This window comes from Variovorax sp. (assembly GCF_035634955.1).
In the GTDB taxonomy this organism is placed as follows: domain Bacteria; phylum Pseudomonadota; class Gammaproteobacteria; order Burkholderiales; family Burkholderiaceae_C; genus Variovorax.
Map to the genome: position 1 here is coordinate 415,722 of NZ_DASQBZ010000015.1, position 26,059 is coordinate 441,780.

The 26,059-nt window shown below is 69.5% G+C and carries 27 protein-coding genes and 1 pseudogene; 23 read left to right on the forward strand and 5 right to left on the reverse strand.

The features are described 5' to 3' along the window. Window positions 1-87: 87 nt before the first annotated feature. Both VES41_RS06860 and VES41_RS06865 read left to right on the forward strand, forming a co-directional pair. Window positions 88-1,305, forward strand: coding sequence for a CoA transferase (locus tag VES41_RS06860; protein ID WP_324814660.1), 1,218 nt, complete (start codon window positions 88-90; stop codon window positions 1,303-1,305). A 76-nt stretch (window positions 1,306-1,381) separates the two neighbouring features. After that, window positions 1,382-2,377: a tripartite tricarboxylate transporter substrate binding protein gene (locus VES41_RS06865; protein WP_324814662.1), complete on the forward strand. Its 996-nt coding sequence runs from the start codon at window positions 1,382-1,384 to the stop codon at window positions 2,375-2,377. A 12-nt stretch (window positions 2,378-2,389) separates the two neighbouring features. Here the strand turns inward: VES41_RS06865 and VES41_RS06870 are convergent, their stop codons facing one another. Further along, window positions 2,390-3,295, reverse strand: coding sequence for a LysR family transcriptional regulator (locus VES41_RS06870; RefSeq protein ID WP_324814664.1), 906 nt, complete (start codon window positions 3,293-3,295; stop codon window positions 2,390-2,392). A gap of 123 nt (window positions 3,296-3,418) precedes the next feature. On the opposite strand from VES41_RS06870, the gene VES41_RS06875 reads away from it, so the two are divergent. The 3 genes and pseudogenes from VES41_RS06875 to VES41_RS06885 all read left to right on the forward strand — a co-directional run. Then, entirely contained in the window at window positions 3,419-3,823 is a 405-nt protein-coding gene (locus VES41_RS06875; RefSeq protein ID WP_324814667.1) for a heme-binding protein, read from the forward strand. A gap of 123 nt (window positions 3,824-3,946) precedes the next feature. Further along, a complete protein-coding gene (locus tag VES41_RS06880; RefSeq protein WP_324814669.1) occupies window positions 3,947-4,423 on the forward strand; it encodes a VOC family protein in 477 nt (158 codons plus the stop codon). Then, window positions 4,417-4,992, forward strand: a pseudogene (locus VES41_RS06885) (glutathione S-transferase family protein); the annotation flags it as partial. The gene VES41_RS06880 and the pseudogene VES41_RS06885, both read left to right, overlap by 7 nt. Window positions 4,993-5,007: 15 nt before the next feature. On the opposite strand, the gene VES41_RS06890 reads toward VES41_RS06885, so the two are convergent. Next, on the reverse strand, window positions 5,008-5,337 hold the full coding sequence (locus tag VES41_RS06890) for a hypothetical protein (protein ID WP_324814671.1): 330 nt from the start codon (window positions 5,335-5,337) through the stop codon (window positions 5,008-5,010). 224 nt (window positions 5,338-5,561) lie between these two features. Between VES41_RS06890 and VES41_RS06895 the strand changes: the two genes are divergently transcribed. The 10 genes from VES41_RS06895 to VES41_RS06940 all read left to right on the forward strand — a co-directional run bounded on the left by VES41_RS06895 (window position 5,562) and on the right by VES41_RS06940 (window position 14,867). Next, window positions 5,562-6,698 carry an ABC transporter substrate-binding protein gene (locus tag VES41_RS06895; RefSeq protein ID WP_324814673.1) on the forward strand — a complete coding sequence of 379 codons (1,137 nt, stop codon included), beginning with the start codon at window positions 5,562-5,564 and terminating at the stop codon, window positions 6,696-6,698. A 20-nt stretch (window positions 6,699-6,718) separates the two neighbouring features. After that, on the forward strand, window positions 6,719-7,591 hold the full coding sequence (locus VES41_RS06900; RefSeq protein WP_324814676.1) for a branched-chain amino acid ABC transporter permease: 873 nt from the start codon (window positions 6,719-6,721) through the stop codon (window positions 7,589-7,591). Next, window positions 7,588-8,625 (forward strand): branched-chain amino acid ABC transporter permease, encoded by a 1,038-nt coding sequence (locus VES41_RS06905; protein WP_324814678.1) that lies wholly within the window; start codon window positions 7,588-7,590, stop codon window positions 8,623-8,625. The genes VES41_RS06900 and VES41_RS06905 overlap by 4 nt, the downstream gene beginning before the upstream one ends. Beyond that, window positions 8,622-9,419, forward strand: coding sequence for an ABC transporter ATP-binding protein (locus VES41_RS06910; RefSeq protein ID WP_324814680.1), 798 nt, complete (start codon window positions 8,622-8,624; stop codon window positions 9,417-9,419). Before VES41_RS06905 ends, VES41_RS06910 begins: the two co-directional genes overlap by 4 nt. Next, window positions 9,416-10,180, forward strand: a complete 765-nt coding sequence (locus VES41_RS06915) for an ABC transporter ATP-binding protein (protein WP_324814682.1) — start codon at window positions 9,416-9,418, stop codon at window positions 10,178-10,180. Before VES41_RS06910 ends, VES41_RS06915 begins: the two co-directional genes overlap by 4 nt. A 123-nt stretch (window positions 10,181-10,303) precedes the next feature. Beyond that, the gene (locus tag VES41_RS06920; RefSeq protein ID WP_324814684.1) at window positions 10,304-11,530 is read left to right on the forward strand and encodes an FAD-dependent monooxygenase; all 1,227 of its coding nucleotides are present in this window, start codon (window positions 10,304-10,306) and stop codon (window positions 11,528-11,530) included. Window positions 11,531-11,600: 70 nt separating this feature from the next. Then, window positions 11,601-12,317, forward strand: coding sequence for an Asp/Glu racemase (locus VES41_RS06925; RefSeq protein ID WP_324815023.1), 717 nt, complete (start codon window positions 11,601-11,603; stop codon window positions 12,315-12,317). Next, entirely contained in the window at window positions 12,314-13,144 is an 831-nt protein-coding gene (locus VES41_RS06930) for an alpha/beta hydrolase (protein ID WP_324814686.1), read from the forward strand. The genes VES41_RS06925 and VES41_RS06930 overlap by 4 nt, the downstream gene beginning before the upstream one ends. 24 nt (window positions 13,145-13,168) lie before the next feature. Then, window positions 13,169-14,248, forward strand: a complete 1,080-nt coding sequence (locus VES41_RS06935; protein ID WP_324814688.1) for a 2,5-dihydroxypyridine 5,6-dioxygenase — start codon at window positions 13,169-13,171, stop codon at window positions 14,246-14,248. Further along, entirely contained in the window at window positions 14,241-14,867 is a 627-nt protein-coding gene (locus VES41_RS06940) for an isochorismatase family protein (RefSeq protein WP_324814689.1), read from the forward strand. The genes VES41_RS06935 and VES41_RS06940 overlap by 8 nt, the downstream gene beginning before the upstream one ends. Before the next feature lie 19 nt (window positions 14,868-14,886). Here VES41_RS06940 and VES41_RS06945 read toward each other — a convergent pair whose 3' ends face one another. The 3 genes from VES41_RS06945 to VES41_RS06955 form a co-directional block, all read right to left on the reverse strand. After that, on the reverse strand, window positions 14,887-15,498 hold the full coding sequence (locus VES41_RS06945) for a TetR/AcrR family transcriptional regulator (protein WP_324814692.1): 612 nt from the start codon (window positions 15,496-15,498) through the stop codon (window positions 14,887-14,889). 94 nt (window positions 15,499-15,592) lie between these two features. Further along, window positions 15,593-16,642 carry an RNA methyltransferase gene (locus VES41_RS06950; protein ID WP_324814694.1) on the reverse strand — a complete coding sequence of 350 codons (1,050 nt, stop codon included), beginning with the start codon at window positions 16,640-16,642 and terminating at the stop codon, window positions 15,593-15,595. Window positions 16,643-16,745: 103 nt separating this feature from the next. Further along, entirely contained in the window at window positions 16,746-17,759 is a 1,014-nt protein-coding gene (locus tag VES41_RS06955) for an AraC family transcriptional regulator (protein ID WP_324814696.1), read from the reverse strand. 200 nt (window positions 17,760-17,959) lie between these two features. Here VES41_RS06955 and VES41_RS06960 point away from each other — a divergent pair, with 200 nt between their 5' ends. The 8 genes from VES41_RS06960 (at window position 17,960) to VES41_RS06995 (ending at window position 26,054) form a co-directional block, all read left to right on the forward strand. Then, window positions 17,960-19,408: an FAD-binding oxidoreductase gene (locus VES41_RS06960; protein ID WP_324814697.1), complete on the forward strand. Its 1,449-nt coding sequence runs from the start codon at window positions 17,960-17,962 to the stop codon at window positions 19,406-19,408. Beyond that, the gene (locus VES41_RS06965; protein WP_324814700.1) at window positions 19,405-20,676 is read left to right on the forward strand and encodes a tetratricopeptide repeat protein; all 1,272 of its coding nucleotides are present in this window, start codon (window positions 19,405-19,407) and stop codon (window positions 20,674-20,676) included. Before VES41_RS06960 ends, VES41_RS06965 begins: the two co-directional genes overlap by 4 nt. Further along, a complete protein-coding gene (locus VES41_RS06970) occupies window positions 20,669-20,884 on the forward strand; it encodes a DUF1127 domain-containing protein (protein ID WP_324814702.1) in 216 nt (71 codons plus the stop codon). The genes VES41_RS06965 and VES41_RS06970 overlap by 8 nt, the downstream gene beginning before the upstream one ends. Window positions 20,885-21,123: 239 nt before the next feature. After that, on the forward strand, window positions 21,124-22,122 hold the full coding sequence (locus VES41_RS06975; protein ID WP_324814705.1) for an ABC transporter substrate-binding protein: 999 nt from the start codon (window positions 21,124-21,126) through the stop codon (window positions 22,120-22,122). Between the two features lie 56 nt (window positions 22,123-22,178). After that, a complete protein-coding gene (locus VES41_RS06980; RefSeq protein WP_324814709.1) occupies window positions 22,179-22,937 on the forward strand; it encodes an ABC transporter ATP-binding protein in 759 nt (252 codons plus the stop codon). A gap of 3 nt (window positions 22,938-22,940) precedes the next feature. Further along, window positions 22,941-23,723, forward strand: coding sequence for an ABC transporter permease (locus VES41_RS06985; protein ID WP_324814713.1), 783 nt, complete (start codon window positions 22,941-22,943; stop codon window positions 23,721-23,723). Window positions 23,724-23,726: 3 nt separating this feature from the next. Next, complete coding sequence (locus tag VES41_RS06990) at window positions 23,727-24,491, forward strand: ABC transporter permease (RefSeq protein WP_324814715.1); 765 nt, start codon at window positions 23,727-23,729, stop codon at window positions 24,489-24,491. Window positions 24,492-24,506: 15 nt separating this feature from the next. Beyond that, the gene (locus VES41_RS06995) at window positions 24,507-26,054 is read left to right on the forward strand and encodes an FAD-dependent monooxygenase (RefSeq protein ID WP_324814718.1); all 1,548 of its coding nucleotides are present in this window, start codon (window positions 24,507-24,509) and stop codon (window positions 26,052-26,054) included. Window positions 26,055-26,059: the final 5 nt, after the last annotated feature.

A 26,059-nucleotide genomic window follows, 5' to 3' on the forward strand; every position in this document is an offset into this window, starting at 1 on the left:
CCCGCTCCGGGTGATCACCAAACGTGATCAGCACCTCACGATTATCGAATTTTCAAGAATCGCCCAGGAGGATAACGTCACCGCCAAATGAACAGCGACCATCCAGAAGAACGGCGGGCGGCCCGTCCGGCCACGCCTCTCGCGGGCGTCCGGGTCCTCGACCTGGGCCAGTACATCGCCGGCCCCGGGGCGGCCATGGCGCTCGGCGAACTCGGCGCCAGCGTGATCAAGATCGAGCCGGTTGCGGGCGACCAGGCCAGGCACATCGGCCGCTATGGCGAGTCGATGATCCGGGCCTACAGCCGCGGCAAGCGGTCGATCGCGCTGAACCTCAAGAGCGAGGCCGGCAGGGCGGTTGCCTGGCGGCTGATCGCGGACAGCGACGTCGTCATCCAGAACCTGCGGCCCGGCGCGGTGGAGTCGCTCGGCCTCGGCCCGGCCGCCGTGCGCGAACGGTTCCCGCGCCTGATCTACCTGTCGATCTCGGGCTTCGCCAGCCAGGGCCCGTCGCGCGACCGGCCCGGCTACGACATCGCCGCGCAGGCCGAGAGCGGGCTGATGTCGGTCACCGGCGAGCCGGACCGGCTTCCGCAGAAGGTCGGCGTGCCGGTCATCGACGCGGCGGCGGCGCACCTGGGCGCGCAGGCAGTTCTGGCGGCGCTGTACGGCCGCGAGAAGACGGGCCTGGGCGAGACGCTGCAGACCTCGCTGCTCGAAGTGGCCGTGCACCTGCAGGCCACCACCTGGAGCGACTACCTCGGCGGCGCCCCCGAGCCCATGCGCATCGGCGATGGCCAGCCCAACAACGCCCCGGCCGCCGAGGTGGTGCCCACGCGCGACGGGCACATCGTGCTCTCGGCCTACGCCGACGATCATTGGGCGCGCTTTTGCCGGGTGGTGGGGCGCGAAGCCCTGGCACGCGACCCGCGCTTCTGCACGAACGCCCTGCGCGTCGAGCACCGCGGCGAGCTGCGCGCGGTGCTGCGCGAGTGCCTCTCGGGTTTCACCAGCGACGAATGCGTGGTGCTGCTCGGCGGCAACCAGATCGTCGTGGGCGCGGTACGAAGCTACCGCCAGGTGCTCGAAGGGGCTGACCTGCAGCAAAGCGGCATGCTGGTCGAAGCCGTGGGCGCGGACGGCATCCGCTACCGCGCCCTGGGCCTGCCGTACAGCCTGGGCGATGCGCCACGTGCCACGCCGCCCGCCGCACCCGCCTGCGGCGCGGATACCGACCGCGTGCTGGCCGATGCCGGCTACGGTGCCGCCGAGATCGCCGCGCTGCGCCAGGCCGGCGCCGTGGCCTGAGGACTGCGACGAGAAGCCGCAACTCCGGCCGACCCGAGATCGACAACGCAACCCGACAACAACGGAGACGACGAACATGCAAGCACTGAACCGCCGCAGCTTCCTCGGCACGGCAACCGCCGCTGCCGCTACCGCCGGCATTGCACTTCCATGGAGCACCGGGGCGCTGGCGCAGGCATGGCCGGCGCGCCCCGTCCGGCTCATCTCGCCCTACAACGCCGGCGGCTCCAACGACATCCTCACCCGCGTGCTCGGCGACTACCTGTCGCGCCAGCTCGGCCAGGGCTTCGTGGTGGAGAACAAGGCAGGCGCCGGCACGCGCATCGCCAACGACTTCGTCGCCAAGGCGCCGCCGGACGGCTATACGCTGCTGCACGCAGCCGCGCCCATCGCGATCGGCGAAGCGCTCTACAAGGACCTGCCCTACGACGTGCACAAGAGCTTCGCGCCCATCTCGAGCACCGCCATCGCGCCGCTGTTCCTCGTCGTCAATGCCAGCGCGCCCTACAAGACGCTGCCGGAATTCATCAAGCACATCAAGGCGAGCCCCACGGGTGCGACCTTCGGCTCTCCCGGATCGGGTTCGGCGCCTCACCTGACCGCCGAACTGCTGCTGCGCGCGGCCGACGCGAAGGGCATCGTGGTGCAGTATCGGGGCGACGCGCCGGCCTACACCGAGCTGCTTGCCGGCCGGATCGACGCCACGCTCACCGCCATCTCGACGGCCGTGCCGCACATCAAGGCCGGCAAGCTGCGCGTGCTGGGCGTGGCGACCGAGGAGCGCACACCGGTATACCCCGACGCACCGACCATCCGCGAGCAGGGCCTGCCGAATGTGGTGGGCTACGGCTGGTACGGCCTGCTGGCGCCGGCGGGCACGCCGGCCGACATCGTCCAGCGGCTGAACGCGCAGATCAACGCGGCCGCGGCCGACGCCGAGGTCCGGCGCAAGGCCGAGGACGTGGGGCTGCAACTGCGCGCCGGCACGCCGGCCGCGTTCAGCGCGTTCATCGCGTCCGAGACGAAGAAGTGGGCGCAGATCATCAAGGCGGCGAACATCACGGCGGAGTGAGGGCCGCGGCCGTCAGGCCAGCGCTGCCGCGTTCTCCCCGATCAGTTCGGCGACGAGATCCACCATCAGCCGCACGCGCGGCGAGCGACGGACGTCGGGGTGGACGACGCACCAGATCTCGCGCGGCGGCGGCAGCGGGGCGCCTTCCATCTCGACCAGCCCTTCATCGGGCCGCGCCAGGAAGACCGGAAGCATCGCGAGCCCCATGCCGGCGCGGCATGCGCGATGCACGGCGGCAAGGTCGTTGCTGCGCAGGACGAACGGCCGATCGCCGGCCAGGCGCGCGAGCAGCTTCTGGTGCGGCACGTCGTTGAGTGAATCGCCGTAGCCCAGGAAGCGCCAATCGGCCTCGGGGCGCTCGCGCCACGCCGGCGCCGCGTAGAGCCTGAAGCCGAGCTCGCCCACCTTGCGCGCGGCAAGACCCGGTTCGACGGGACGCATGAAGCGCAGCGAAAGATCGGCCTCCAGACGATGGAGATTGGCGGTGCGGACTTCGCCGTGCAGGTCCAGGTCGATGCCCTTCCATCGATCCATTCGCGCGGCCAGGAGCGGAACGAGGAACTGGCTGGCGAACACCGGCGGCGCCGAGATGCGGACCGTCCCGTGCAGGTTCGCGGTCGAGCTGGCGGCGCGATCGAAGGCCAGTGCTTCGCGCTCGAGGCGCTCCGCCGGCTCGATCAGCGCATCGCCTTCGCGGGTCAACGTCCAGCGGCGCGGAAGCCTGTCGAACAGGCGCACGCCCAGGCCCGACTCCAGGGCGCCGACACGGCGCGCCACGGTGGAGTGCTCGACGCGCAGTGTTCTGGCGGCACCCGAGAGGCTGCCCTCGCGCGCCACGGCCAGAAAGAAGCGCACGTCGTCCCAGGTGGACGCGCCTTGAAGTGGGGAAGCGGGAACTTGGCCGGTCGATTTGTGCACAGCAGATGCGAAGAAATCAGGAATAGGCAAGCGGGCCGCCGATTCCTAGCATCGGCCACTTCATCCACTTGCAGGTATCTCGAAATGAGTTCAGCGTCCCAGATCATTCCATACGGCCCACCCTTGTCGCTCGAGCTTGCGCGCAAGGTTGCGGCAGCGGCCGAAGCCGAGGCGACGGCGGCCGGCTGGCCGATGGTGATTGCCGTCATGGACAGTGCGGCCAACCTCGTCGTGCTGCACAAGATGGACCATGCGCAGACCGGGAGCGTCCCGATCGCGCAGGCCAAGGCAGAGAGTGTCGTGAAGTTCAAGCGGCCGACCAAGGCCTTCGAGGACGCGCTGACGGCGGGCGGCATCAATCTCCGCTTGCTGGCGACGCTCGGCGCCTGCCCGCTCGAGGGCGGGCTCCCCTTGCTGGTCGAGGGGCGCCTGGTGGGCGCGATCGGCGTCTCGGGAATGCAGTCCACCCAGGATGCTCAGGTCGCGGCCAGCGGCGCGCGGGCGATGGCCGGCAGCGCTGCCTGCTGATCGGGGCGGCGGGCTCGCGCACGCGGTGTGCGAGCGCCGTGCCGCACGCTCGCGCTACAGTGCGCCTGGCCAGGGATTGAAAGCCGAGCCGCGCGCAACCGGCCGCGCGCCAAGGAGACATCGATGACGGTCAAGCGCATGGACAACGTCGGCATCGTGGTGGAAGACCTCGATGCCGCCATCGCGTTCTTCGTGGAGTTGGGGCTCGAACTCGAGGGGCGCGCCCCGATCCAAGGCGAGTGGGCCGACGGCGTCACCGGCTTGCGCGGCATGCGCGTCGAGATCGCCATGATGCGCACGCCCGACGGTCACAGTCGGTTGGAGCTGTCCCGCTTCCTCGCGCCGCCGGTGGTTGCCGATCATCGCGGCGCGCCGGTCAATGCCCTCGGCTATCTGCGCGTCATGTTCGCCGTGGATGACATCGACGACACGCTCGCCCGGCTTGCCGGCCGCGGGGCGAAGCTCGTGGGCGAGGTGGTCCGGTACCAGGACATCTACCGGCTGTGCTATGTCCGCGGCCCCGAGGGCATTCTCATCGGGCTTGCCGAGCAGCTCGGGCAGCAGGCGGGCCGGGAGAATCCTGTCGAGCATGCGCACTGACGGAAGCCGGCCTGCCCTACGAGGTCCGCCTGGTGTCCTTCCGCGCGATGAAGGAGGCCGCGCACCTGGCGCTGCATCCCTTCGGGCAGATCCCGACCTACGAAGAAGGCGATCTCGCGCTGTTCGAGACCGGCGCCATCGTGTTGCACATCGCCGAGCGCCGCCCGGGCCTGCTCCCCGCCGATGCCAACGCGAGGGCGCGCGCCATCATGTGGATGTTCGCGGCGCTCAACACGGTCGAGCCGCCCATTCTCGAACTGGTCACCGTCAAGCTGCTGGAGGGCGACAAGCCGTGGAAGGCCGAGCGCCTGCCCATCGTCCAGGACCGGGTGCGGGCCCGGCTGGCACAGCTGGCCGACCGCCTGGGTGGCGGCGACTGGCTGGACGGCGGCTTCAGCGCGGGCGACCTGCTGATGGTGTCGGTGCTGCTGCGGGCCAGGCCGTCCGGCCTGCTGGACGAGTTTCCGGGCCTGGCCGCGTATGTCGCCCGCGGCGAAGCGCGGCCGGCGTACCAGCGGGCGTTCGCGGCGCAGCTGGCGGTCAACGCCGGCCCTGCGCCCGCGGGCTGACGTGGCGCAGCGGCCTCAACCCTGCCAGACGCCGTAGCCCTTCGCGCGCAAGGCGATGCCCAGTTCCACTTCCATCTCGCGCGCCCGTTCGTAGGGCATCGGGTTGAAGCGCTCGTACAGCGGCGGGAGCAGGCGCAGGCCGTAGTCGCGCACGTACGTGTTAGCCTGGATGCCGGCCTTGTGCTTGTCGAAGCGCAGGTCGGGGTCGAGCCCGGTCATGCCGACGTACACGAAGGGGCGGCCCAGCTGCCAGTCGGGGTTGGCGCGGCGAAAGCGGGCGTGGTTCCAGACGCGGTCGTCGAGCTCGACGACATAGACGCAGTGGTGTCCTTTTTTGCGGGGCATGGAAGTTCTCGCGGGCATTGTCGTGCGCGCAGCCTCGAAGCCGGTGGCGTGCACCGAGAAGAGTCGACGCCGCTGGCACACAGTTTGCTAACTGAGTGATCAATTAATTTCTCGGGGTTAGTACCGGTTGTGGCCGGTCCCATCGGCCATAGACTCGCGAGATAAATTAATTGAGTGGCTAATTAATGTGCCGGCAACGCGCCGGCTTCCTTCTGGAGCATTGCATGACCTTCTCTTGGAAACCTCTCGTCGCGGCCCTTGCGCTGCCCACCCTGTGCCTGACCGCCGCCGCGCAGGAAAGCGTGAAGATCGGCGTCATCCAGCCGCTGACCGGCTCGGTCGCCTACAACGGGCAGGCCTTCGTCGCCGGCGCCAAGCTGGCCGTGGAGCAGCGCAATGCCGCCGGCGGCGTCGGCGGCAGGAAGATCGAGTTGGTGATCGAGGACGGCCAGTGCCGCCCCGCCAACTCCGTCAACGCGGCCGAGAAACTCATCCAGCGCGACAAGGTGGTGGCGGTGGCCGGCGCCTTCTGCAGTTCCGCCACAGCCGCGGTCATGCCGGTGGCCGAGAAGTACAAGGTGCCGCTGCTCACCGGCGTGTCGTCCAAGGCGGACCTGACCGACAAGGGCATGCAGTACTTCTTCCGCTCGGCCGAGACCGACCGCCTCATGTCCTCGACCTTCAGCAAGATCCTGGCCGAGAAGCTGCAGCTCAAGTCGGTGGCGTACATCGGCGTCAACGACGACTGGGGCCGCGGCGGCGTGGAGGACTTCTCCAAGGACATGGCTGCCCACGGCGTGAAGACCGTGATGAAGGAATATTTCGACCACGGTGCCACCGACTTCTACACGCTGCTGACCAAGCTGCGCGCGGCCAAGCCGGACGGCGTGTTCGTGGCGGCGGAAACGCAGGACGGCTCGATCCTCGTCAAGCAGTTCAAGGAGTTCGGGCTCAACACCAAGATCTTCGGCGTCGGCTCGTGGGCCACGTCCGACTTCATCGGCCTGACCGGCGAGGCATCCGAAGGCATCTATGCCGCCGTGCCGTACGCGTCGAGCATGCCCGGCGAGCGCAACGGCGCGTTCGTCAAGGCGTACGCCGCGGCCAACAAGGAAAAGCCCGGCAAGTACGGCGCCGCCGGCTACAACGCGCTGAACATCCTGATGGAAGCCGTCGGCCGCGCCGGCAAGGCCGAGCCCGAGGCGATTCGCGACGCGCTGCGCAAGACCGACTACCAGGCGCCCAACGGCCGCTATCGCTTCAGCGAAAAGGGCGAGGGCTACGGTTTCGACGTCGTGCTGGTGCAGATCGTCGGCAAGGAGCCCAAGGTGGTGGCCGAAGCGCCCACCGAAAAGCCCTGAGCGCGGCAGGAAGTCCTTCCATGGATCTGCTGCTGCAATATCTGGCCAACGGGCTCGTCACGGGCTCGTTCTATGCGCTGTCGGCGCTGGGCCTGACCCTCATCCTCGGGCTGATGCGGGTCGTCAACTTCGCGCATGGCGAGCTCTACATGCTCGGCGGCGTGATGGGCTGGTGGGCCACCACCCGCCTGGGCCTGGACTTCTTCACCGGCCTGCTGCTGGTGGCGGTGGTGATGGGCGCCTTCGGCTGGCTGGTCGACCGCTTCCTCATCGAGCGCATCCGCGACCAGGGCGAGGAGGCCGGCATTTTGCTGACCATCGGCCTGTCGATCTTCCTGGCCAACACGGCGCTGCTGGCCGTCGGCACCGCGCCGCTCAAGGTCGAGGCGCCGATCGCGGCGTCGCCGGCGTTCTTCGGCCCGATCGTGCTGACCAAGCTCAGGCTGTTCGCCGTGGCGGTGTGCGCGTTGCTGATCGTGGCCTCGTGGCTGACCATCCACAAGACCCGGCTGGGCCGCGCCATGCGCGCCACCTTCCAGGACCCGATGGCCGCGCGGCTGGTGGGCATCCGCACCGCCAACGTGTACGCCGCCACGTTCGCCATGGGCACCGTCATCGCGTCGATGGCCGGCATGCTGCTGGGCTCGATCTACTCGGCGCAGGTGTCGGTGGGCGGGCTGGTGAGCATGAAGGCCTTCGTCGTCGTCATCCTCGGCGGCATGGGCAGCTTTGCCGGCGCCATCGCGGGCGGCCTGCTGCTGGGCGTGGCCGAGGCGCTGTGGGGCGGATACGTCGCCACCGGCTGGGTCGACATCATCGGCTTCGCGCTGGTGATCCTGACCCTCGTCTTCCGCCCGTACGGGCTGTTCTCCAGAAGCGCGGAGCGAGCATGAGATTCGAACGCAACGGTTTGCTGGGCTTCCTGGCGCTGGCGGCGCTGGTGCCCTTCGTGGTGCATGACCAGTACGTCCTGCACATCGCCATCATGGTGCTCTTCTACGCAGTGCTGGCCACGTCGCTCAACCTGGTGGTGGGCTACGTCGGCGAGTTCTCGCTGGGCCACACCGCCTTCCTGGGCACCGGCGCGTATGCCGCGGCCATCCTGTCGACGCAGCACGGCTGGCCGATGTGGCTGACCGTGCCGGTGGCCGGCGTGCTGGCCGCCGTCATGGGCGCGCTCATCGGGGCGATCACGCTGCGCCTGCAGGGCCCGTTCTTCGTGATCGTGACGCTGTCGTTCGCCGAGGTGCTGCGCCTGGTGGCGGACAACTGGATCGGCCTGACCAACGGCCCGATGGGCATTGCCGGCGTGCCGCAGCCGGCCATGCTGGCGGACGCCGGCAACCTGGCCGGCAAGCACTTCTACTACGCGGTGGCATGGGCACTGCTGGCGGTTTCGCTGTACCTGTCCTACCGCTTCGTGCACTCGAACGCGGGGCGCGCGGCGGTGGCCATCCGCGAGAACCGCTACGTGGCCCAGTCCATCGGCGTGCGGCCGCTCACGTACTCGATGCTGGCGCTGGTGCTCGGCGCCTTTCTCTCGGGCATGGCCGGCGGCTTCTATGCGCACTACATCTCCTTCGTGGGGCCGGAGATGTTCCGCTTCGCCTTCATGGTCAGCATGATCATCATGGTGCTGATCGGTGGCAAGGGCACGCTGCTGGGGCCGCTGATCGGCGCCTTGCTCGTGACCTTTCTCGAGGAGTACCTGCGCGAGGCCAAGGAGCTGCGCCTGTCGATCTTCGGCCTGGCCGTCATCGCCATCGTGCTGTTCCTGCCACAGGGCCTGATGGGCTTCGCGGGCCGGCGCCGCGAGCGCCGCCTGGCGGCATCGGGCGGTGCCTCCGGCGCGCCCGGGGCGTCCAACCCGCCCGCGGCACCGCGCGCCGGCCAGGCCGCGCCCACGCCCGCCGGGAGGCCCGCATGAACGCCGCGCTGGCCATGGCGCCGCCCGCCACGCTCGAAGTGCGGGGCCTGAGCAAGTCGTTCGGCGGCATCCACGCGGTCAAGGACATCAGCTTCGACGTCCGCCCGGGCGAGATCGTGGGCCTGATCGGCCCGAACGGGGCCGGCAAGACGACCTGCTTCAACCTGATCACCGGCTTCTACACGCCCACTGGCGGCCGGGTGAGCTACGGCGGCGCCGACGTGACGGGCGACAAGCCCTTCAGGATGGCGCGCCGCGGCATCGTGCGCAGCTTCCAGAAGACCAACATCCTCAAGTCGCTCACGGTGTTCGAGAACGTGCTCACGGGGCACTACCTGGAGGCGCGGCAGTCGCTGTGGCGGACGTTCTTCCCGGGACGGCGCGTGCGCGAGGCCGAGGCCGCGGTGCGCGACAGCGCCGCGCGCATCGTCGAGACCATGGGCCTGGCGCACCGGATGGACACGCCCGCGTCCATCCTGTCGTGCGGCGAGCTGCGCCTGCTCGAGGTGGCGCTGGCCCTGGCCGCGAAGCCGCGCGTGCTGATGCTCGACGAGCCGGCCGCCGGGCTCAACAGCCAGGAGGCGCGCGCCTTCGGCGACATTCTTCGAACCCTGCCGGGCCGGCTGGTGGAGTCGGTCCTGATCGTGGAGCACAACATGGGATTGGTGATGGCGGTGTCGGACCGCGTCGTGGTCATGCACTTCGGCGAGAAGCTCGCCGAAGGCTCGCCGGCGCAAGTCCAGGGCGATCCACGCGTGGTGGAGGCCTACCTGGGCCGGGAGGCGGCGGTATGAGTGCCGTGCTGGACCGGCCGGCCGCGCCGCAGGCGGCAGCCCCGGCGCAGGGCGCACTGCTCGAACTCAGGCAGCTGCACGTGAGCTACGGCAAGACGGCGGCGCTGCACGGCGTCGACCTGGCCATCGCACCGGGCGAGGTGGTGGCGCTCATCGGTGCCAACGGCGCCGGCAAGAGCACCACCTTGCGCGCCATCTCCGGCCTGCTCAAGCCGACCCGCGGCGACATCCTGTTCAAGGGCAGGCCGATCGGCGGTCTGCCGGCGGACCGCATCGTCGGGCAGGGCATTGCCCAGTCGCCCGAGGAGCGCCACGTCTGGCCGGCGATGACGGTGCAGGAGAACCTGGCGCTGGGTGCCTACCTGTGCAAGTCGCGCGCGGGCATCGACGAGAGACTCGAGAAGGTCTACGCGCGCTTTCCGCGGCTCAAGGAGCGCCACAGGCAACTGGCGGGGACGCTCAGCGGCGGCGAGCAGCAGATGCTCGCCATCGGCCGCGCGCTCATGTCGGAGCCGTCGCTGCTGCTCCTGGACGAGCCCAGCCTGGGCCTGAGCCCGCGCATGGCGCAGGAGGTGTTCGACTTCGTGCGCGAGATCCATGCCCACGGCGTGACGGTGCTGCTGGTCGAGCAGAACGTGCACAACGCGCTGTCGGTGGCGCAGCGGGCCTACGTGTACGAGACGGGCCGCATCGTCGCCGAGCGGCCGGCCGCCGAACTGCTGCGCGACACGGCATTGCTCAACGCCTACCTCGGCGGCTGAACGGGCGAGGCGGCAGCGCCGGGCGCGCCGCCTTTGCTCCTCCCCTCGAGTCCCATTCATTAATTAATTGATCGTTTATTTATCCGGTTCGCGATAGCCGGAACGAAGAAAGGCTGAAGACACATGAACAAGACGCTCAAGGTCGGTATCGTCGGCGCCGGCATCGGCGGAGTCGCGCTGGCGCGCGCGCTGCGGCTGCGCGGCATAGACGCGTACCTGTTCGAACGCGCGGGCGCGTTCGGCGAGATCGGCGCCGGCGTGCAGATCACGCCCAATGCGGCCAAGGTGCTGCGCGCCCTCGGCCTGGCCGACCAGCTCGACCGCGTCGGCTTTCTGCCCGAGGCGATGGTGGGACGCAACTGGGACACCGGGCGCGAGCTGTTCCGCACGCCGCTGCGCGAGATCTGCCCGCGCCTGTTCGGCGCCGACTTCTACCACGTGCACCGCGCCGACGTGCACGCAATCCTGTGCCAGGACATTCCTGCCGACCGCGTGCGGTTCAACGTCCAGTGCGTCGGCGTCGACCGTACCGCGCACGGCGCCACGGCGCGCTTTTCCGACGGCAGCAGCTTCGAGGCGGACCTGATCGTCGGCGCCGACGGCATCCACTCGGTGGTGCGCGACGCGCTGTGGGGCCAGTCGAAGGCCAGCTTCACCGGCCACATGTGCTGGCGCGCACTGGTGCCGGTGGCGCAGCACCCGCTGCCGTTCGTGAGCCCCGACGCCTCGTTCTGGATGGGGCCCAAGGCGCACATCGTCACCTACTACGTCAAGGGCGGCGCCGCGGTGAACATCGTGGCGGTCAACGAGAGCGCCGAGTGGGTGGCCGAATCCTGGACCGAGCCGAGCACCCGCGAGGAACTGCTGGCGGCCTACCAGGGCTGGCACCCGAACATCATCGCGCTGTTCGAGCGCGTCGAGTCGTCGCAGACCTTCAAGTGGGGCCTGTTCGACCGCGACCCGATGCAGGCCTGGTCGCAGGGCCGCGTGACGCTTCTCGGCGATGCGGCCCACCCCATGCTGCCCTTCCTCTCGCAGGGCGCGGCCATGGCCATCGAGGACGGCTATGTCCTGGCCGCGGCGCTGTCGCACTGCCCGGACGTCGAGGCCGCGCTGCGCGCGTACGAGGCCGAGCGCCGCCCGCGCACCGCGCGGGTGCAGCTGGAGGCGCGCGAGCGTGGCCGCACCTACCACCTGTCGACCCCGGAGGAACAGCGCCAGCGCGACCTGGAGATGCAGCGCCAGCAGGCGCAGAACCCCAATGCGGTGGGCATCAAGGCCGAATGGGTCTACGAGTACGACGCCACGCGCTGCATCGAGCGCTTCGACGCCGAGCAGGCGGTGGCCTGACGCACGGGAGCACGAGCACATGAAGACACACTTCCGGATCGGACAGATCGTCCCCAGCTCCAACACCACGATGGAGACGGAGATCCCGGCCATGCTGCGGCTGCGCGAGCAGATCCGCCCCGAGCGCTTCACCTTCCATTCGGCGCGCATGCGCATGAAGCATGTCAACAAGGAGGAGCTGGCCGCGATGGACGCCGAGTCGGACCGCTGCGCGCTCGAGCTGAGCGACGCGCGTGTCGACGTGCTGGGCTACGCCTGCCTGGTGGCGATCATGGCCATGGGCCGCGGCTACCACCGCCAGTCTCAGGCGCGGCTGGGCGCGGTCACGGCGGCCAACCAGGGCGCGGCGCCGGTGGTGAGCAGCGCAGGCGCGCTGGTCGAGGGCCTGCGCGTCATCGGCGCGCGCCGCATCGCACTGGTGGCGCCCTACATGGTGCCGCTGACGAAGCTGGTCATCGACTACATCGAGCACGAGGGCTTCGAGGTGGTGCACTGGCGCGCGCTGGAGATTCCGGACAACCTCGAGGTCGGCCGGCATGACCCGGCGCGGCTGCCGGGCATCGTCGCCGGCATGCCGACCGGCGAGGTGGACGCCATCGTCCTGTCGGCCTGCGTGCAGATGCCGTCGCTGCCGGCCATCGCGCAGGTCGAGGCCGCCACCGGCAAGCCGGTGCTGACGGCCGCCGCGGCCACCGTCTACGCCATGCTGCGCGAGCTCGGGCTCGATCCGGTCGTGCCCGGCGGCGGCGCGCTGTTGTCCGGCGCCTACCCGGGAGCGAAGGCATGACGGCGTCCACCTTCATGTACGGCGCGCAGGTCCGCGCCAACGGCATCCGCCAGCACTACCTGCGCTACGGCCCGGGCGCGGCGCAGTGCGCCAGCCGCGACGCCGTCGTCCTGGTGCCGGGCATCACGAGCCCCGCGGTCACCTGGGGCTTCGTGGCCGAGCGCTTCGGCCGGCACTTCGACACCTACGTGCTCGACGTGCGTGGGCGCGGCCTGAGCGAGGCGTCCGACACACTGGACTACAGCCTCGACGCCCAGGCGGCGGACCTCATCGCCTTCGCTGCCGAACTCGGGCTGGAGCGCTTCGCCTACGCCGGTCATTCGATGGGCGGGCGCATCGCGATCCGCGCCGCGGCGCAGCGGCCAGCGGGGCTGACGCGGCTGGTCGCGGTCGACCCGCCGGTGTCCGGGCCCGGGCGTCGTCCCTACCCGGCCCGGCTGCCGTGGTACGTGGACTCCATCCGCATGGCGCGCCGCGGCATCTCGCTGGAGGACATGCGCACCTTCTGCCCGACCTGGTCGGACGAACAACTGCGCCTGCGCGCGCAGTGGCTGCACACCTGCGACGAGCGCGCCATCGTCGCCAGCTTCGAGGCCTTCCAGACCGACGACATCCATGCCGACGTGGCGCGCATCCGCGTGCCCATGCTGCTGCTGACCGCCGAGCGGGGCGACGTGGTGCTGCCGGCGGACGTCGACGAGCTGCGCACGCTGCTGCCGGCACTTCAGGAGCGGCGCGTGCAGGGTGCCGGCCACATGATCCCGTGGGACAACGAAGCCGGCTTTCATGCCGCCTTCGGCGACTTCCTCGGGCATCCCATCGATTGAAACCCCTCGACCTGGAGAACTGCCATGGCCGTCAGTGATACCGACCTCATCCGCGCCTGGACGCAGGTGCTCACGTTGTCCCGGCTCGAGGCCGGCGACGCCGTCACCGTGCTGACCAGCGACCACACCCATCCGCAGACTCTGCGCTGCGCCGTCACCGCCGCCTCGATGCTGGGCGCCGTCGTCAGCCGGCTCGACCTGCCGCCGGTCAACGGCGACAAGGCGCTCAGCCGCGATCCGCTGGCCTACCTGGGCACCACGCCGCTGACCGGCAACCCGCCGGCGATCGCGGCGCTCAAGGCGTCCGACCTGGTGCTCGACCTCATGACGCTGCTGTTCTCGCCGGAGCAGCACGAGATCCTGCAGGCCGGCACGAAGATCCTCCTGGCCGTCGAGCCGCCCGAGGTGCTGCTGCGCATGGTGCCCACCGCAGAGGACCGCGAGCGCGTCATGGCGGGCGTGGCGCTGCTCAAGGCCGGCCGTGAGATGCACGTGACGTCCGCCGCCGGTACCGACCTGCGCTGCCCCTATGGCGAGTACCCGCTGACCGCCGAGTACGGCTTCGTCGACGCGCCCGGCCGCTGGGACCACTGGCCGAGCGGCTTCGCCTTCACCTGGCCGAACGAAGGCCAGGCGCACGGGCGCATCGTGCTTGCGAAGGGCGACGTGCTGCTGCCCATGAAGTCGTACGTCGGCGAGCCCATCACGCTGACCGTCGAGAAGGGTTTCGTCACCCGCATCGACGGCGGCCAGGAGGCGGAGATGCTGCGCGAATACATCGAGTCGTTCGCCGATCCCGAGGCCTACGCCATCTCGCACATCGGCTGGGGCCTGCAGAAGCGCGCCTACTGGTCGACGCTGGGCCTGTACGACCGCGAGGGCACGATCGGCATGGACGCGCGCGCGGTCAGCGGCAACTTCCTGTTCTCGCTGGGCCCGAACAACGAGGCTGGCGGCAACCGCACCACGGCCTGCCACATCGACATTCCGATGCGCCGCTGCACGGTGGCGGTGGACGGTGTCGAGGTCGTGCAGGACGGGCGCGTGGTCGAGTCGCTCATGGCCGGCGGCGCTCAGGCCGCCAGGGAGGCCGCGCATGCATGATGCGGAAGATACCGCCGTCTACGGCCGCCAGGGGTTCGGCGCCGCGCTGTCGCTGCGCGCGCCGTTCGGCCTGCTGGTGGTGGACTTCGTCGAAGGCTTCGCCGACCCGGCCGTGTTCGGCGGCGGCAACATTCCGGCGGCCATAGAGCGCACGCAGCAGCTGCTTGCGCTGGCGCGCGAGCAGGCGTGGCCGGTGGCGCACAGCCGCATCGTCTATGCCGACGACGACAGCGACGCGAACACGTTCTGCGACAAGATCCCCGGCATGCTCACGCTCAAGGAGCACACGCCGGCGAGCGCCATCGTGCCGTCGCTGGCGCCGCGGGCGGGCGAACTGGTGGTGCGCAAGAACGTACCGTCGGCCTTCTTCGGCACCACGCTGGCGCCCTGGCTCACGCATCATGGCGTGCGTACGCTGGTGGTGGCCGGCTGCGTCACCAGCGGGTGCGTGCGTGCCAGCGTGGTCGACGCGATGTGCTGGGGCTTCGCGCCGGTGGTGGTTGCCGACTGCGTCGGCGACCGGGCCATCGGCCCGCACGAGGCCAGCCTGTTCGACATGCAGCAGAAGTACGCCGAGGTGATGACGCTGGACGCGCTGCGCGCGCAGCTGCGGCGCTGACGGCGGCGCCTTGTTGCGCTCAGGCGGCCTCGAAGCCGCCGACCACGAAGCGCGTCACCTGGTCGATGATGGATTCGACGTCCGAAGGGTCGTAGGTGCCCGGCGGCGCCATCTCTTCCATGCGGTGCGTGTCCGAGAAGGCGTACAGGTAGGTGCCGATCATCATCGTCACGCGCCAGTACGCGTCCAGCTCGCCGAGCCTGGGCAACGCCTTGCGCAGTGCCTCCACGTACAGGCGCGTCGAATCGCCGTAGGCGTGCGTGCGAAGCTCGTACGAGATCTCGGGCGGCTCGGTGTGCAGCCGCGCCTGCAGGCGCAGGAAGGCGCGCCCCTGCGGCGATGCGCGCAGGCTCAGCGTGGGCAGCAGGAAGGCCCGCACGATGTCCGTGACGCTGGCCTTGCCCTTCTTGCGCAGGCCTTCGAGCCGCTCGATGCGCTCCTGCGAGATCGGCGCGCTGCGACGCAGGAACACCTGTTCGAACAGACCGAACTTGGAGCCGAAGTAGTAGCTGATGAGCGCCTGCGTGACCTTGGCCTTCTGGGCTACCTCGCGCAACGACGTGCCGGCATACCCCAGGCTGGAAAAGATGTCTTCGGCGGCGTCGAGGATGTCGTTGCGAACCTCGCTCACGCCTTCGGGCCGGCCCGGGCCGCGCGTGGTGCGTTTTCGTTGGCTCCCGCCTGTCTTTGCGACCATCTGGTTGTTTGTTTGATTAGGTGATTAATTACACCATGCGGGCGGCCATTCGAATGGGTGCTTCGGCCGGTGCGCCCGCTTCGGCCATGCGCGCGCGCAGCTGGCCGCAGCCGGCATCCACGTCCTGACCGGCCGAGTCGCGCAGCTTGGCCAGGATGCCGCGGCGGTGCAGCGTGCGCGCGAACGCCTCGCAGCGTTCCCAGGACGGGCGGCCGAAGCCGGTGCCTTCGACCGTGTTGAAGGGAATCAGGTTGAGCACGCCGAACCGGCCCGAAAGCAGGCGCACGATGCCGTCGAGTTCGTCCGGCCCGTCGTTGACGCCGGCCAGCAGCGTCCACTGGTACTGGATGGGGTAGCCGCTGGCGCGGGCGTAGGCCTCGGCCGCATCCACGAGGGCCTCGGGCGTCATGGCGGGCGCGCGCGGCAGCAGCTGGCGGCGCAGGTCCGCCCGCGTGGTGTGCAGCGACAGCGCCAGCGCCGGCCGCACCCGCTGCTGGCTCGCCAGGTGCTCGAACACGCGCGGATCGCCCACCGTGGAGAGCACCAGGCTCTTGTGGCCGATGCCGCCGGTCGTGCCGAGCAGCTCGATCGCCTCCATGACGTTGTCCAGGTTGTGCGCCGGCTCGCCCATGCCCATGAACACCACCTTGCGCACCGCCCTTCGCGCGCGCGCCAGCGCCACCTGCGCCACGATCTCGGCGCTGCCGAGCTGTCGCAGCAGCCCGTCGCGCCCGGTCATGCAGAACCGGCAGCCGACCGCGCAGCCGACCTGGGACGACACGCAAAGCCCGCCGCGCGGCAGCAGCACGCTCTCGACCGTCTGGCCGTCGGCGAGGGCGACCAGCAGGCGCTCGGAGCCGTCCGCGCCAGGATGCGCGGAGTGGACGCGCGCGAGCGCCGCGAGGTCGGATTCGATCTCGGGGAGGGCGGCGAGCAAGGAGGAGGGAAAGAAAGTGCCGGGTTTGCGCCGGCCGGTGTCGCGCGGCAGCGCATGCGACCACAGTCGCAGCACGCGCTGCTCGTGCAGGGGGCCGGCGCCGGCCTGGCGCAGGCGGCGTTGGATGTCGGGAATGCGCATGGCAGGGGCGGGTGGATTCGGGGGGCGGGACGGCTCGCTGAGGAGGGCTGTTCTCGGTTCGCGTGGATTCTGCACGCGTCGTCTGCTGTCGGGCGGCCGGACCCTATGCCGGTGCCGGACCCGCGTCGCGCTCGCGCCGCCACGCGCCCGGCGGCTTGCCCACCATCCGCTTGAATGCGCGCGCGAACGCCGCCTCGGACTCGTAGCCCACATCCAGCGCGATCGACGCCACCGTCGAGCGCGTCTCCAGCAGCAGGCGGGCGCCCGCCTGCATGCGCCACTGCGTGAGGTACTGCATGGGTGGCATGCCGACCAGTTGCGTGAAGCGTTCGTGCAACGCCGATCGCGACAACCCGACGCGGCGCCCGAGTTCGTCGAGCGTCCAGTCGCGCGCGGGCTCCTGGTGCATCAGCGCCAGCGCGTTGCCCACGAACCTGTCGTGCAGCCCGGCGAGCCAGCCCGCGGATTGATCCGGAAGCCGGTCCGCGTAGCGGCGCACGGCGTTGACGAACATCATCTCGCTCATGCGCGCGAGCATGGCTTCGCCGCCGGGCCGCCTGGCGTGCGATTCGGCCACGGCCTGCTGGGTGAACCTGGCGATCCAGCTGTCGTCCTCCGTGGCGCGCAGATGCATCAGGCGCGGGAGGGCCTCGACCAGCGGATTGAACGGTTGCAGGTCGCACCCGAGAAAGCCGCACACGATGGTGGTGTCCGGCTCGTCGCCGTGCACCGCCGGGCCGGCAATCTGCGCATTGCCGCCGTTGTAGGCGATGCGCAATGGCAGTTGGTCGATCTGCAGTCCGGGGAACCAGCTCATGTCCGACTCGCCCCGCATGCCCGGCGCGCTCGAGACCACGTGCGCGTCGCCGTGCGGAAACATCACCACGTCGCCCTGCTTCAGGTGCGCCGAGGGTCCGCCGGGAATGCTTGCCCAGCAGTGGCCCTTGGCCACCGCGTGATATTCGATGACGTGCTCCACGCCGCGCATCAGCAGCGGTGCCAGCTCGCGGGCCGGCAGCGCCTCGGCGGCCCAGTCGCTGTTGCCGCTGACGTTGAAGAACACGGCGCCGCGCAGGCGCACGCCGCGCAGCACGTCCGACAAGGTGTCCTGGCTCATGGGGCCGTCACGGAGCCTCGATCAAGCGGGGCGGACGCGCGATCAAGGGCGCCGGCCGCGCCCGACACGAACCGGACGCGCAGGCAAGTTCGGCGGACGCGCGGCGCGGCGCCGCAAAGCACCGATCCGAAAAATGAAGGCACCCGCTGCGAACGGTTCGCGGCGGTGCAAGCAGCAACCTCTTCATCCCGGAGCACCTCATGCGATTTCTGAACTACCTTACGCTGGACAAGGATGTCCGGCAACTCGGCCAGACGGATGTCGACCACCTTCGCGCCCAGGTCAGCGGCGGCCTCCTCATGCAGGGGGATGACGCGTACGACGAAGCGCGCAAGGTCTGGAACGGCACCGTCGACCGCCGGCCGGCGCTGATCGCGCGCTGCCTGACCGACAGCGATGTCCAGGCCTGCACGCGCTTTGCCGCGGCGCATCGCATGCTGCTAGGCGTGCGAGGCGGCGGCCACCACATCGCCGGCAACGCCGTCCCCGAAGGCGGCCTGATGCTGGACCTGTCGGGCATGCGCGCCGTACACATCGATCCGGCCGCCCGCACCGCCCGCGTCGGGCCGGGCGCGCTGCTCGGTGACGTGGATCGCGAAGCACAGGCCCACGGCCTTGCCACGCCGCTGGGCATCAACTCGACCACCGGCGTCGCGGGCCTGACGCTCGGGGGCGGGTTCGGCTGGCTGTCGCGCCGCCATGGCCTGACGATCGACAACCTGCTGTCGTGTACGGTGGTCACCGCCGACGGCGCCGTGCGCACCGCCTCGGCCACGTCCGAGCCGGAGCTGTTCTGGGCACTGCGCGGCGGCGGCGGCAATTTCGGCGTGGTGACCTCCTTCGAGTTCCGGCTGCACCCGGTCGGCCCGGAGGTCTACGCCGGCCTGGTGGTCTACCCGCATGCGCAGGCGCGCCAGGTGCTGCGCGCCTGGCGCGACTTCACGGCCGACGCGCCGGACGAACTGAGCGTCTGGCTGGTCATGCGCAAGGCGCCACCGCTTCCGTTCCTGCCGGAGGCGGTGCACGGCCAAGGCGTGGTGGTCCTTGCGCTGGTCTACAGCGGCAACGTCGCCGATGGCGAACGCCTGGCCGCGCCGGTGACGCGCTTCGGCGACCCCCTGGGCGTCGCCCTGGGGCCGACGCCGTACGCGGCCTTCCAGACCGCCTTCGACCCGCTGCTGGCGGCCGGCGCGCGCAACTACTGGAAGTCGAACAACTTCAGCCAACTGGGCGACGCGGCGCTCGACACCATCGTCGCTGCGGCCGGGCGGCTGCCGGATCCGCAGTGCGAGATATTCGTGGCCCAGCTGGGCGGCGCAGTCTCGCGCGTGGCGCCGGGCGCCACGGCCTACGTTGCGCGCGACGCGCGCTACATCATGAACGTCCATGGCCGGTGGGCCGACCCGGCCGACGACGAGCGGGTGCGCGGCTGGGCGCGCCGCGCCTTCGAGGACGCGGCCCCCCATGCCACCGGAACCGGCTATGTCAACTTCCTGACCGAGGACGAGTTCGAGCGCGTGGCAGCCACGTACGCCACGAACCACGCACGCCTGCGGGCGGCCAAGCAGCGATTCGACCCGGACAACCTGTTCCGCATGAACCTCAACATCGAGCCGGCAGACCCGCCCCGGACAGGAGCGCAGCCATGAGCCGGGTCGACGCGCGGGGATGTGCGATCACGGGCGCGACCCCTGCGGGGCTTGCGGCCTACGAGCAGGGAGTGCAACGCTTCCTGGGATGGCGCGTCGGCGTGGACGAGGCCATGGCCCGGGCGCTGCAGCATGCACCGCGCTTCGTGATGGCGCACGTGTTGCAGGCCTGGCTCCTGGCATGCAGCCGCGACCCGCGGCAGGTGCGGCGCGCGCTGCCGGTTCTGGCGCGTGCCGAGACCTTGCCGTCGAACGAGCGGGAGCGGCAGCACCTCGGCGCCATCGCCGCCGTGCTGTCCGACGACTACGAGGCTGCCAGGTCCAGGCTCGGGCACCTGTTGCGCGAGCATCCGCGTGACTTGCTGGCCCTGCACGCCGCGCATGCTTTCGACCATGTCGTCGGCGACACCGCGACGATGCGCGACCGCGTTCAAGCCGTGCTCCCGCATTGGCCGCGTGCCCTGCCGGGCTGTCACGCGGTGCTGGCGATGCACGCGTTCGGCCTGGAGGAATGCGGTGACTATGTCGGCGCCGAGGCCGCGGCGCGCGCCGCACTCGAGCTCGACCCGTCCGACGCGCGGGCACATCACAGCATGGCGCACGTCTTCGAGATGACGAACCGGCCCCAGGACGGTCTTCGCTGGATGCAGGCCAATCGCGATGCGTGGGCGACCGGAACCGTCGTCGCGACGCACGGATGGTGGCACACCGCTCTCTTCCACCTGGCGCAAGGCGATGGCCGGGCGGCGCTGGCGGTGTATGACGCCTTCATCTTCGTGCCCGGTACCCGGGCCGTCGGTGACCTGATCGACGCCGCGGCGCTGCTCTGGCGCATTGCGCTGGCTGGCGGCGACGTGGGTTACGCGCGCTGGCGTGCGCTCGCCGACGCCTGGTCGCCGCACATCGACGACGGCTTCTGCAGCTTCAACGACCTGCATGCCATGCTGGCCTTCGTCGGCGCAAGCGACGAACTGCTGGCGCGGGCCATGGAGGAATTCCTGACGCAGGCGCAGGCGCGGCAGACGCGGCATGGCCTTTCGACGCGAGAAATGGGGCTGCCTGCATGCCGTGCGCTGATGGCCTTCGGGAGGGGGCATGACACCCTGGCCATCACGCTTCTTGCCAGTCTTCCCGGCACGGTCCCGCGCCTTGGTGGCAGCCACGCCCAGCGCGACCTGCTGCGCCTGACCCTGCGCAAGGCTGTCGGGCGCGTGCTGCGGCCGTCGCGTGGCGAACGTGACGCGCTGCGGGAGGCTCAGGATGCGTGAAGCCGACACCCATGCGGCAGGCGGCCCGGTGCTCGTGCACCGCATTCCCGGGCTTGCCCACGACGTCTTGCGTCTGTGGACGGCAAGCCGGCAGCGCGCGAGAGCCCTGCGCGAGATCGCGTCGATGGATGCCGCAATGCTGCGCGATCTGGGCCTGTCGCATCACGAAGTGGCGCGGCAGATGGTGCAGCGGCCGATGGACCGATAGCGGAGCCAGGGCGGACTCGGCTTTTCGAGCTTTCATGCGGGGGCGGCCGGGTGCGGGTTATCCCTCGTAGCCCGCGACCGTGCCGCTCCTATACTCCGATTCGTTCTGTATTCGCATCGTGCGTTTCGTATTCAAAACATCCAGGTGATTCAGCCTGCTCATTCGCGAGGTCAGTCTTGATTCGTTCATTGCCAATCCACCGGTGTTCTCGCGGAGCGCGCATCGCCTCCGCGCGTCTCGTGATCGCGCTGGTTGCAGCCGCCGGTCCGATCTTCGCATCGGCCCAGGCGCCTTCGGCCAAGGATGAATGCGCGAACGTGGATCTGGCGGCGGCGCCGGCCCAGCCCGTGCCGATCCGTTACGGACTCACCGGCGGGGGCGAGGAGCCGCTGGCCCTGCTCTGGGCCGACAAGGCCAGCTACCCGGGCAATGGACGCTTCTATTCGCTCGAGCCGCAAAAGTACGCCTCCAACGATCGCATGACGGCCGCGCAGGCCGGACAGATCGATGCCGGCTCGATCAGCCTGACGGCGCTGATCACCGGCGTCCGCGTGGGCCTGGATCTGCGGGCGGTCGCGTCCATCGTCGAAACGAGCGATCAGGACAACCAGGGTGCCTTCGTCTCCCTGATCGACGGCGGCGTCGGCGATGCCGCGCAGTGGAAGAACAAGCGCATCGGCTACTACGGCCCCAACACCATCAGCGAGTACTGGGTGAAGAGCGCATTGCGCCGCGCCGGGCTGAATCCCGCCGAGGCCCGGTATGTCTCGCTGCCGCCGCCAGCCCAGGAGCAGGCACTGAGAAACCATCAGATCGACGTCGCCTGGCTATCGCGCCAGTTCCTGGCGAAGGCCGAGAAGACCGGAGGCGTCAAGGTGGTGCTGCGCCCCATGCAGGCGACTGCGCAGGCACATCCGAGCACCCTGGTGTTCTTCACGCGGCAGTTCGTCAATGCTCATCCGCAAGCCTACTGCGCATGGCGCCGCGACTACCAGAAGGCTCTTGAGAACTGGCGCGCAGGCCGCGACGGCCTGTACGCCAAGCTCATCGCCGCCAAGTACCTGACGCCCGCCGCCGCCGACGCCGGATCGGACGGAGGCCGGGCGGAAGGCGGCCGGATCAATGTCCGCGACGTGCAGGCCACCATCGAGGACATGGTCGGCGCGGGGTTCCTGCCCGCGGCCCGCACCGTTGCGGCGGAGGACCTCCTGATGAAGGGCTACGCCCTGCGCAAGTAGTGCGCCCCGCGCTGCCATTCAGCACCACCGCTCCTTCGCGGCAACCTCCGAACTTCATGCTCAGCGTCAACTCCGTCGTCAAGAAATTCCGCCGTGGATCGCACGTGGTCCACGCCCTCGGCCCCGTCGACCTGCAGATTCGCCAAGGCGAATTCGTCACCATTCTCGGCCCGAGCGGCTGCGGCAAGACGACGCTGCTGCACATGCTGGGCGGCTTCGAATCGCCCACCTCCGGCGCGGTGGAGATCAATGGCCAGGCGGTGACGGCGCCGAGCCGCAAGCTGGGGATGGTCTTCCAGGAGGCGACGCTGTTTCCCTGGAAGACCGTGCTGCAGAACATCGCGTGGCCGATCGAGCAGCGCGGCGTGCGACGCGCCGAAGCCCTCGACAGGGCGACCGAGTACCTCGACAAGGTCGGCCTGCATCGCTTCGGCAAGGCCTATCCCAGCGAGCTGTCCGGCGGCATGCGCCAGCGCGCCGCACTGGCGCGAACCCTCGCGATGCAGCCGGAGGTGCTCCTGATGGACGAGCCGTTCGGGGCCCTGGATGCGCAGACGCGCGAGGAGATGCAGGAGGAGCTCACCCGTGTCTGGCAGGCATCCGGCCTGACGGTGGTGTTCATCACCCACGACATTCCGGAGGCGATCTTCCTTGGTGATCGCGTCGTCGTCCTGGGTGGCAAGCCCGGCACCGTCATGGAGGACTGCGCCATCGACTTGCCGCGTCCGCGCACCAGCGCCACCAAATCGCACCCGAAGGTGCTCGAGTACCGCAGCCATCTGTGGGAACTGATTCGACGCGCTTCGGCGGCCTGAGCGATGCACAAACCCGATACCAATGAAGGCACCCGCCTCTGGCCGGTGACGCTCGCGTCCGTCATGCTGATTCTTTGTGCCTGGGAGGCGGCGAGTCGCCGCGCGGGTTCGCCGGAGTACTTCCTGGGCCCGCTCGAGATCGTCGGTGCCGCCGTCGCCAGGCTCGTGCATGGCGACGTGCTCGAGCCCGCCGTGCGAAGCATCTCCAGGGCTTTCGGTGGCTTTGCGCTCGGAGGGGCGCTCGGCGTGGCGCTGGGGCTGCTGTCGGGCGTGTCCCGCACGGTCCGGGATCTGTTCGACGTGCCGCAGGCCTTCGTCCATGCCATTCCCAAGATCTCGCTATTTCCGGCGGTGGCCGTCTGGCTGGGCTTCACCGACACCAGCCGCATCCTCATCATCGCCCTGAGCTGCTTCTTCCCCGCCTACCTCAATGCCATGAGCGGGGCGCTGGGCATCAACCCGCGATACCTGTGGCTGAGCAGGAACAACGAGGTCTCCCGGCTGGCGAGCTTCTTCCAGGTCGTCCTGCCGGCGAGCCTGCTGCGCACGATGGTCGGGCTGCGGATCAGCCTGATGGTGGCGTTCATCCTCATGGTGGCAACCGAAGTCGTCGGCCATTCCGACGGTCTCGGCACCATCGTCATGGAGTCCTACCAGGAGGGCGACTACCGGCAGATGTACGCCGCGATCCTGTACATCGCGCTGGCCGGCTACCTGTCCAATCTCGCGCTCGAATCCGTCGCGCGCAGGTTGTGCCGCGGCCAGGCCATGGAATTCGGAGGCTGACCGATGACATCACCGAAGACGCGCGCACGGTGGTGCAGGATCGGTGGGATCGTGCTCCTGCTCGCCGTGTGGCAATGCTTCGCCATGCTCGGCAGCACCCGCATGTTCCCGGGTCTCGATGCAGTCGGCCGCCAGTTCGTGGCGCTGATCTCCAGCGCGGAGCTGCTGGACGCCGCCGCATCGACATTGTCCAAGGGTGCCATCGGCCTGCTCATCGCCACCTGCCTGGGTTCGGTCGTGGGCGTGGCGTGCGCATACAACCGGGTGATCGACGCGGCCGTGCATCCGATCGTGTCGTTTCTCTACCCGGTGCCCAAGCTCGCCCTGTATCCGGTCGTGATCCTCGTGTTCGGACTGGGCGCCTCCTCCAAGGTGGTGCAGGTCGCACTGGAATGCTTCTTCCCGCTGTTCGTGCAGATGTACGCGGGTGCGCGCTCCGTGCCGAAGAACATGGCCTGGCTCGCGGCCAACAACGAGCTGGGCCCGCTGCGCTTCGCCACCGACGTGCTGCTGCCGACGATGCTGCCGTTCCTGCTCACCGGTTTGCGCGTGGCGACGCCGATCATGCTCATCGTCATGTGCGTGACCGAGTTCGTCGGCGAATCGCGCGGCCTTGGCGCGCTGATCGTCCAGTACTCGTCCTATTTCGACACGGCCTCGGCTTTCGCCGTGGTCATGTTCTTCGGCCTGCTGGGATTGGCGGCGGACCGACTGATCGTCTTTGCACGCACACGCCTCGTTCACTGGGAACGCGGCGGTCAACTTTGAACTGAAGGAATCACCATGAGTTTTCAAGAGCGCGACGTCGTGATCGTCGGCGCCGGCCTGGCGGGGTTGTCCACGGCCGTGTTTCTGGCGCTCAATGGCGTTCGGCCGCTGCTGGTCGAGCGCAACGCCTCGACGTCGATTCTTCCCAAGGCGCGGGGCCAGAATCCCGTGACGATGGAAGCGATGCGGGTGGCGGGCGTCACCGACGCCATCGTGGCGGCCAGGCCGCCGGGCCGGCCCGGCATCACGTCCAAGGTCTCCGAGAGCATGACCGGCAAGGTGATCTACGACCACGTTGCGCATCGGCCCGACTTCTCCAGGTTTTCTCCCGAGGTTCCGGGCATGGCCAGTCAGGCCCGCGCCGAAGAGGCCCTTTTGCGCCGAGCCATGGAACTCGGCGTGGAGGTGTGGTTCGAGTGCGCATGCGATGCCGTGGCCGAGGCGCCCGATCATGTCGAACTGCAGCTTCGGCGGATCGGCGCGGACGAGGCAATCGCGATGCGTGCCAGGTATGTCGTGGCAGCCGACGGCATCCGCGGCGGCATTGCCGGGCAACTGGGCATCGGGTCGCATGGCCTGGGGCACCTGAAATCCGTGACCGCGGTGCGCTTCAACGCAGACCTTTCGAAGTGGGCCGGCGACAACGCCATGACGATCCACTACGTGAAGAATCCCATGCTGCCCGACGGATCCGGGATTCTCGTGAGTACCGACTACACGAACCAGTGGGTTGCGAACTTCTCGGCCGACCCGGCGCGAGATGCCGAGACCACGCACGCCCTGATCCGCCTGCTGGTGGGCGTGCCGGATCTCGAGTTCGAGGTGACGGGGGACACCACCTACAACTATTCCCACCGCATTGCCGACAGGCTTTGCACCGAGCGCGTCTTCCTCACCGGCGACGCTGCGCACGTGATGCCGCCCACGGGTGGCCAGGGCGGCAATACCGCCATGCAGGATGGGTACTACCTGGGCTGGAAGTTGGCATTGGTGCTCAAGGGCCTGGCCGGGCCGGGTCTGCTTCAGACCTACGATGCGGAGCGCAGGCCGTATGCGGAGATCGTGTGCACCTGGCAGGCGGCGAACCTGGCCGAGCGTCGCGACATGAAGAACCTGGCGACCCTCACGGGCGAGCCCATCGACCATGCCAGGATGATGTTCGGCTACGTCTGCCTGGAAGGGGCGCTGGTGCGCGACCTGGCAGATTCGCTGCCAAGCTCCTCGGACCCGTTCGAAGATCCCGCGCGGCCGACCGGGTCGCCCGGCGCAAGGGTTCCCTACGTGACCCTGCACGTCGCGGGCGAGCAGGTGAACACCCGGCGTCTTCTTGGGCAGCATTTCCAGGTCTACACGACTGACGCGGACTTTGCCGGGCAGGCGAGCGCAGTCGCCGCCGAACTGGGGCTGGAGCAGAGGGTCGCGGTGGTCGACTCCGTCGAGCCGCTGGGGGCAGGCGTGGATCAGGCGGTCCTGGTGCGGCCCGACGGGATCGTGGCGTGGCGCGGTGTCGCAACGCCGCACGGGCTTTCGAGCGCGTACCGCCAGATCCTGGCGCGCCACTGAGCCGG

Bases quoted from the DNA above. Each gene is read 5' to 3' on its own strand.
- VES41_RS06860 (WP_324814660.1), top strand. From the start codon at position 88: ATGAACAGCGACCATCCAGAAGAACGGCGGGCGGCCCGTCCGGCCACG.
- VES41_RS06865 (WP_324814662.1), top strand. From the start codon at position 1,382: ATGCAAGCACTGAACCGCCGCAGCTTCCTCGGCACGGCAACCGCCGCT.
- VES41_RS06880 (WP_324814669.1), top strand. From the start codon at position 3,947: ATGACGGTCAAGCGCATGGACAACGTCGGCATCGTGGTGGAAGACCTC.
- VES41_RS06890 (WP_324814671.1), bottom strand. From the start codon at position 5,337: ATGCCCCGCAAAAAAGGACACCACTGCGTCTATGTCGTCGAGCTCGAC.
- VES41_RS06895 (WP_324814673.1), top strand. From the start codon at position 5,562: ATGACCTTCTCTTGGAAACCTCTCGTCGCGGCCCTTGCGCTGCCCACC.
- VES41_RS06900 (WP_324814676.1), top strand. From the start codon at position 6,719: ATGGATCTGCTGCTGCAATATCTGGCCAACGGGCTCGTCACGGGCTCG.
- VES41_RS06905 (WP_324814678.1), top strand. From the start codon at position 7,588: ATGAGATTCGAACGCAACGGTTTGCTGGGCTTCCTGGCGCTGGCGGCG.
- VES41_RS06910 (WP_324814680.1), top strand. From the start codon at position 8,622: ATGAACGCCGCGCTGGCCATGGCGCCGCCCGCCACGCTCGAAGTGCGG.
- VES41_RS06915 (WP_324814682.1), top strand. From the start codon at position 9,416: ATGAGTGCCGTGCTGGACCGGCCGGCCGCGCCGCAGGCGGCAGCCCCG.
- VES41_RS06920 (WP_324814684.1), top strand. From the start codon at position 10,304: ATGAACAAGACGCTCAAGGTCGGTATCGTCGGCGCCGGCATCGGCGGA.
- VES41_RS06925 (WP_324815023.1), top strand. From the start codon at position 11,601: ATGGAGACGGAGATCCCGGCCATGCTGCGGCTGCGCGAGCAGATCCGC.
- VES41_RS06930 (WP_324814686.1), top strand. From the start codon at position 12,314: ATGACGGCGTCCACCTTCATGTACGGCGCGCAGGTCCGCGCCAACGGC.
- VES41_RS06935 (WP_324814688.1), top strand. From the start codon at position 13,169: ATGGCCGTCAGTGATACCGACCTCATCCGCGCCTGGACGCAGGTGCTC.
- VES41_RS06940 (WP_324814689.1), top strand. From the start codon at position 14,241: ATGCATGATGCGGAAGATACCGCCGTCTACGGCCGCCAGGGGTTCGGC.
- VES41_RS06950 (WP_324814694.1), bottom strand. From the start codon at position 16,642: ATGCGCATTCCCGACATCCAACGCCGCCTGCGCCAGGCCGGCGCCGGC.
- VES41_RS06955 (WP_324814696.1), bottom strand. From the start codon at position 17,759: ATGAGCCAGGACACCTTGTCGGACGTGCTGCGCGGCGTGCGCCTGCGC.
- VES41_RS06960 (WP_324814697.1), top strand. From the start codon at position 17,960: ATGCGATTTCTGAACTACCTTACGCTGGACAAGGATGTCCGGCAACTC.
- VES41_RS06965 (WP_324814700.1), top strand. From the start codon at position 19,405: ATGAGCCGGGTCGACGCGCGGGGATGTGCGATCACGGGCGCGACCCCT.
- VES41_RS06970 (WP_324814702.1), top strand. From the start codon at position 20,669: ATGCGTGAAGCCGACACCCATGCGGCAGGCGGCCCGGTGCTCGTGCAC.
- VES41_RS06980 (WP_324814709.1), top strand. From the start codon at position 22,179: ATGCTCAGCGTCAACTCCGTCGTCAAGAAATTCCGCCGTGGATCGCAC.
- VES41_RS06985 (WP_324814713.1), top strand. From the start codon at position 22,941: ATGCACAAACCCGATACCAATGAAGGCACCCGCCTCTGGCCGGTGACG.
- VES41_RS06990 (WP_324814715.1), top strand. From the start codon at position 23,727: ATGACATCACCGAAGACGCGCGCACGGTGGTGCAGGATCGGTGGGATC.
- VES41_RS06995 (WP_324814718.1), top strand. From the start codon at position 24,507: ATGAGTTTTCAAGAGCGCGACGTCGTGATCGTCGGCGCCGGCCTGGCG.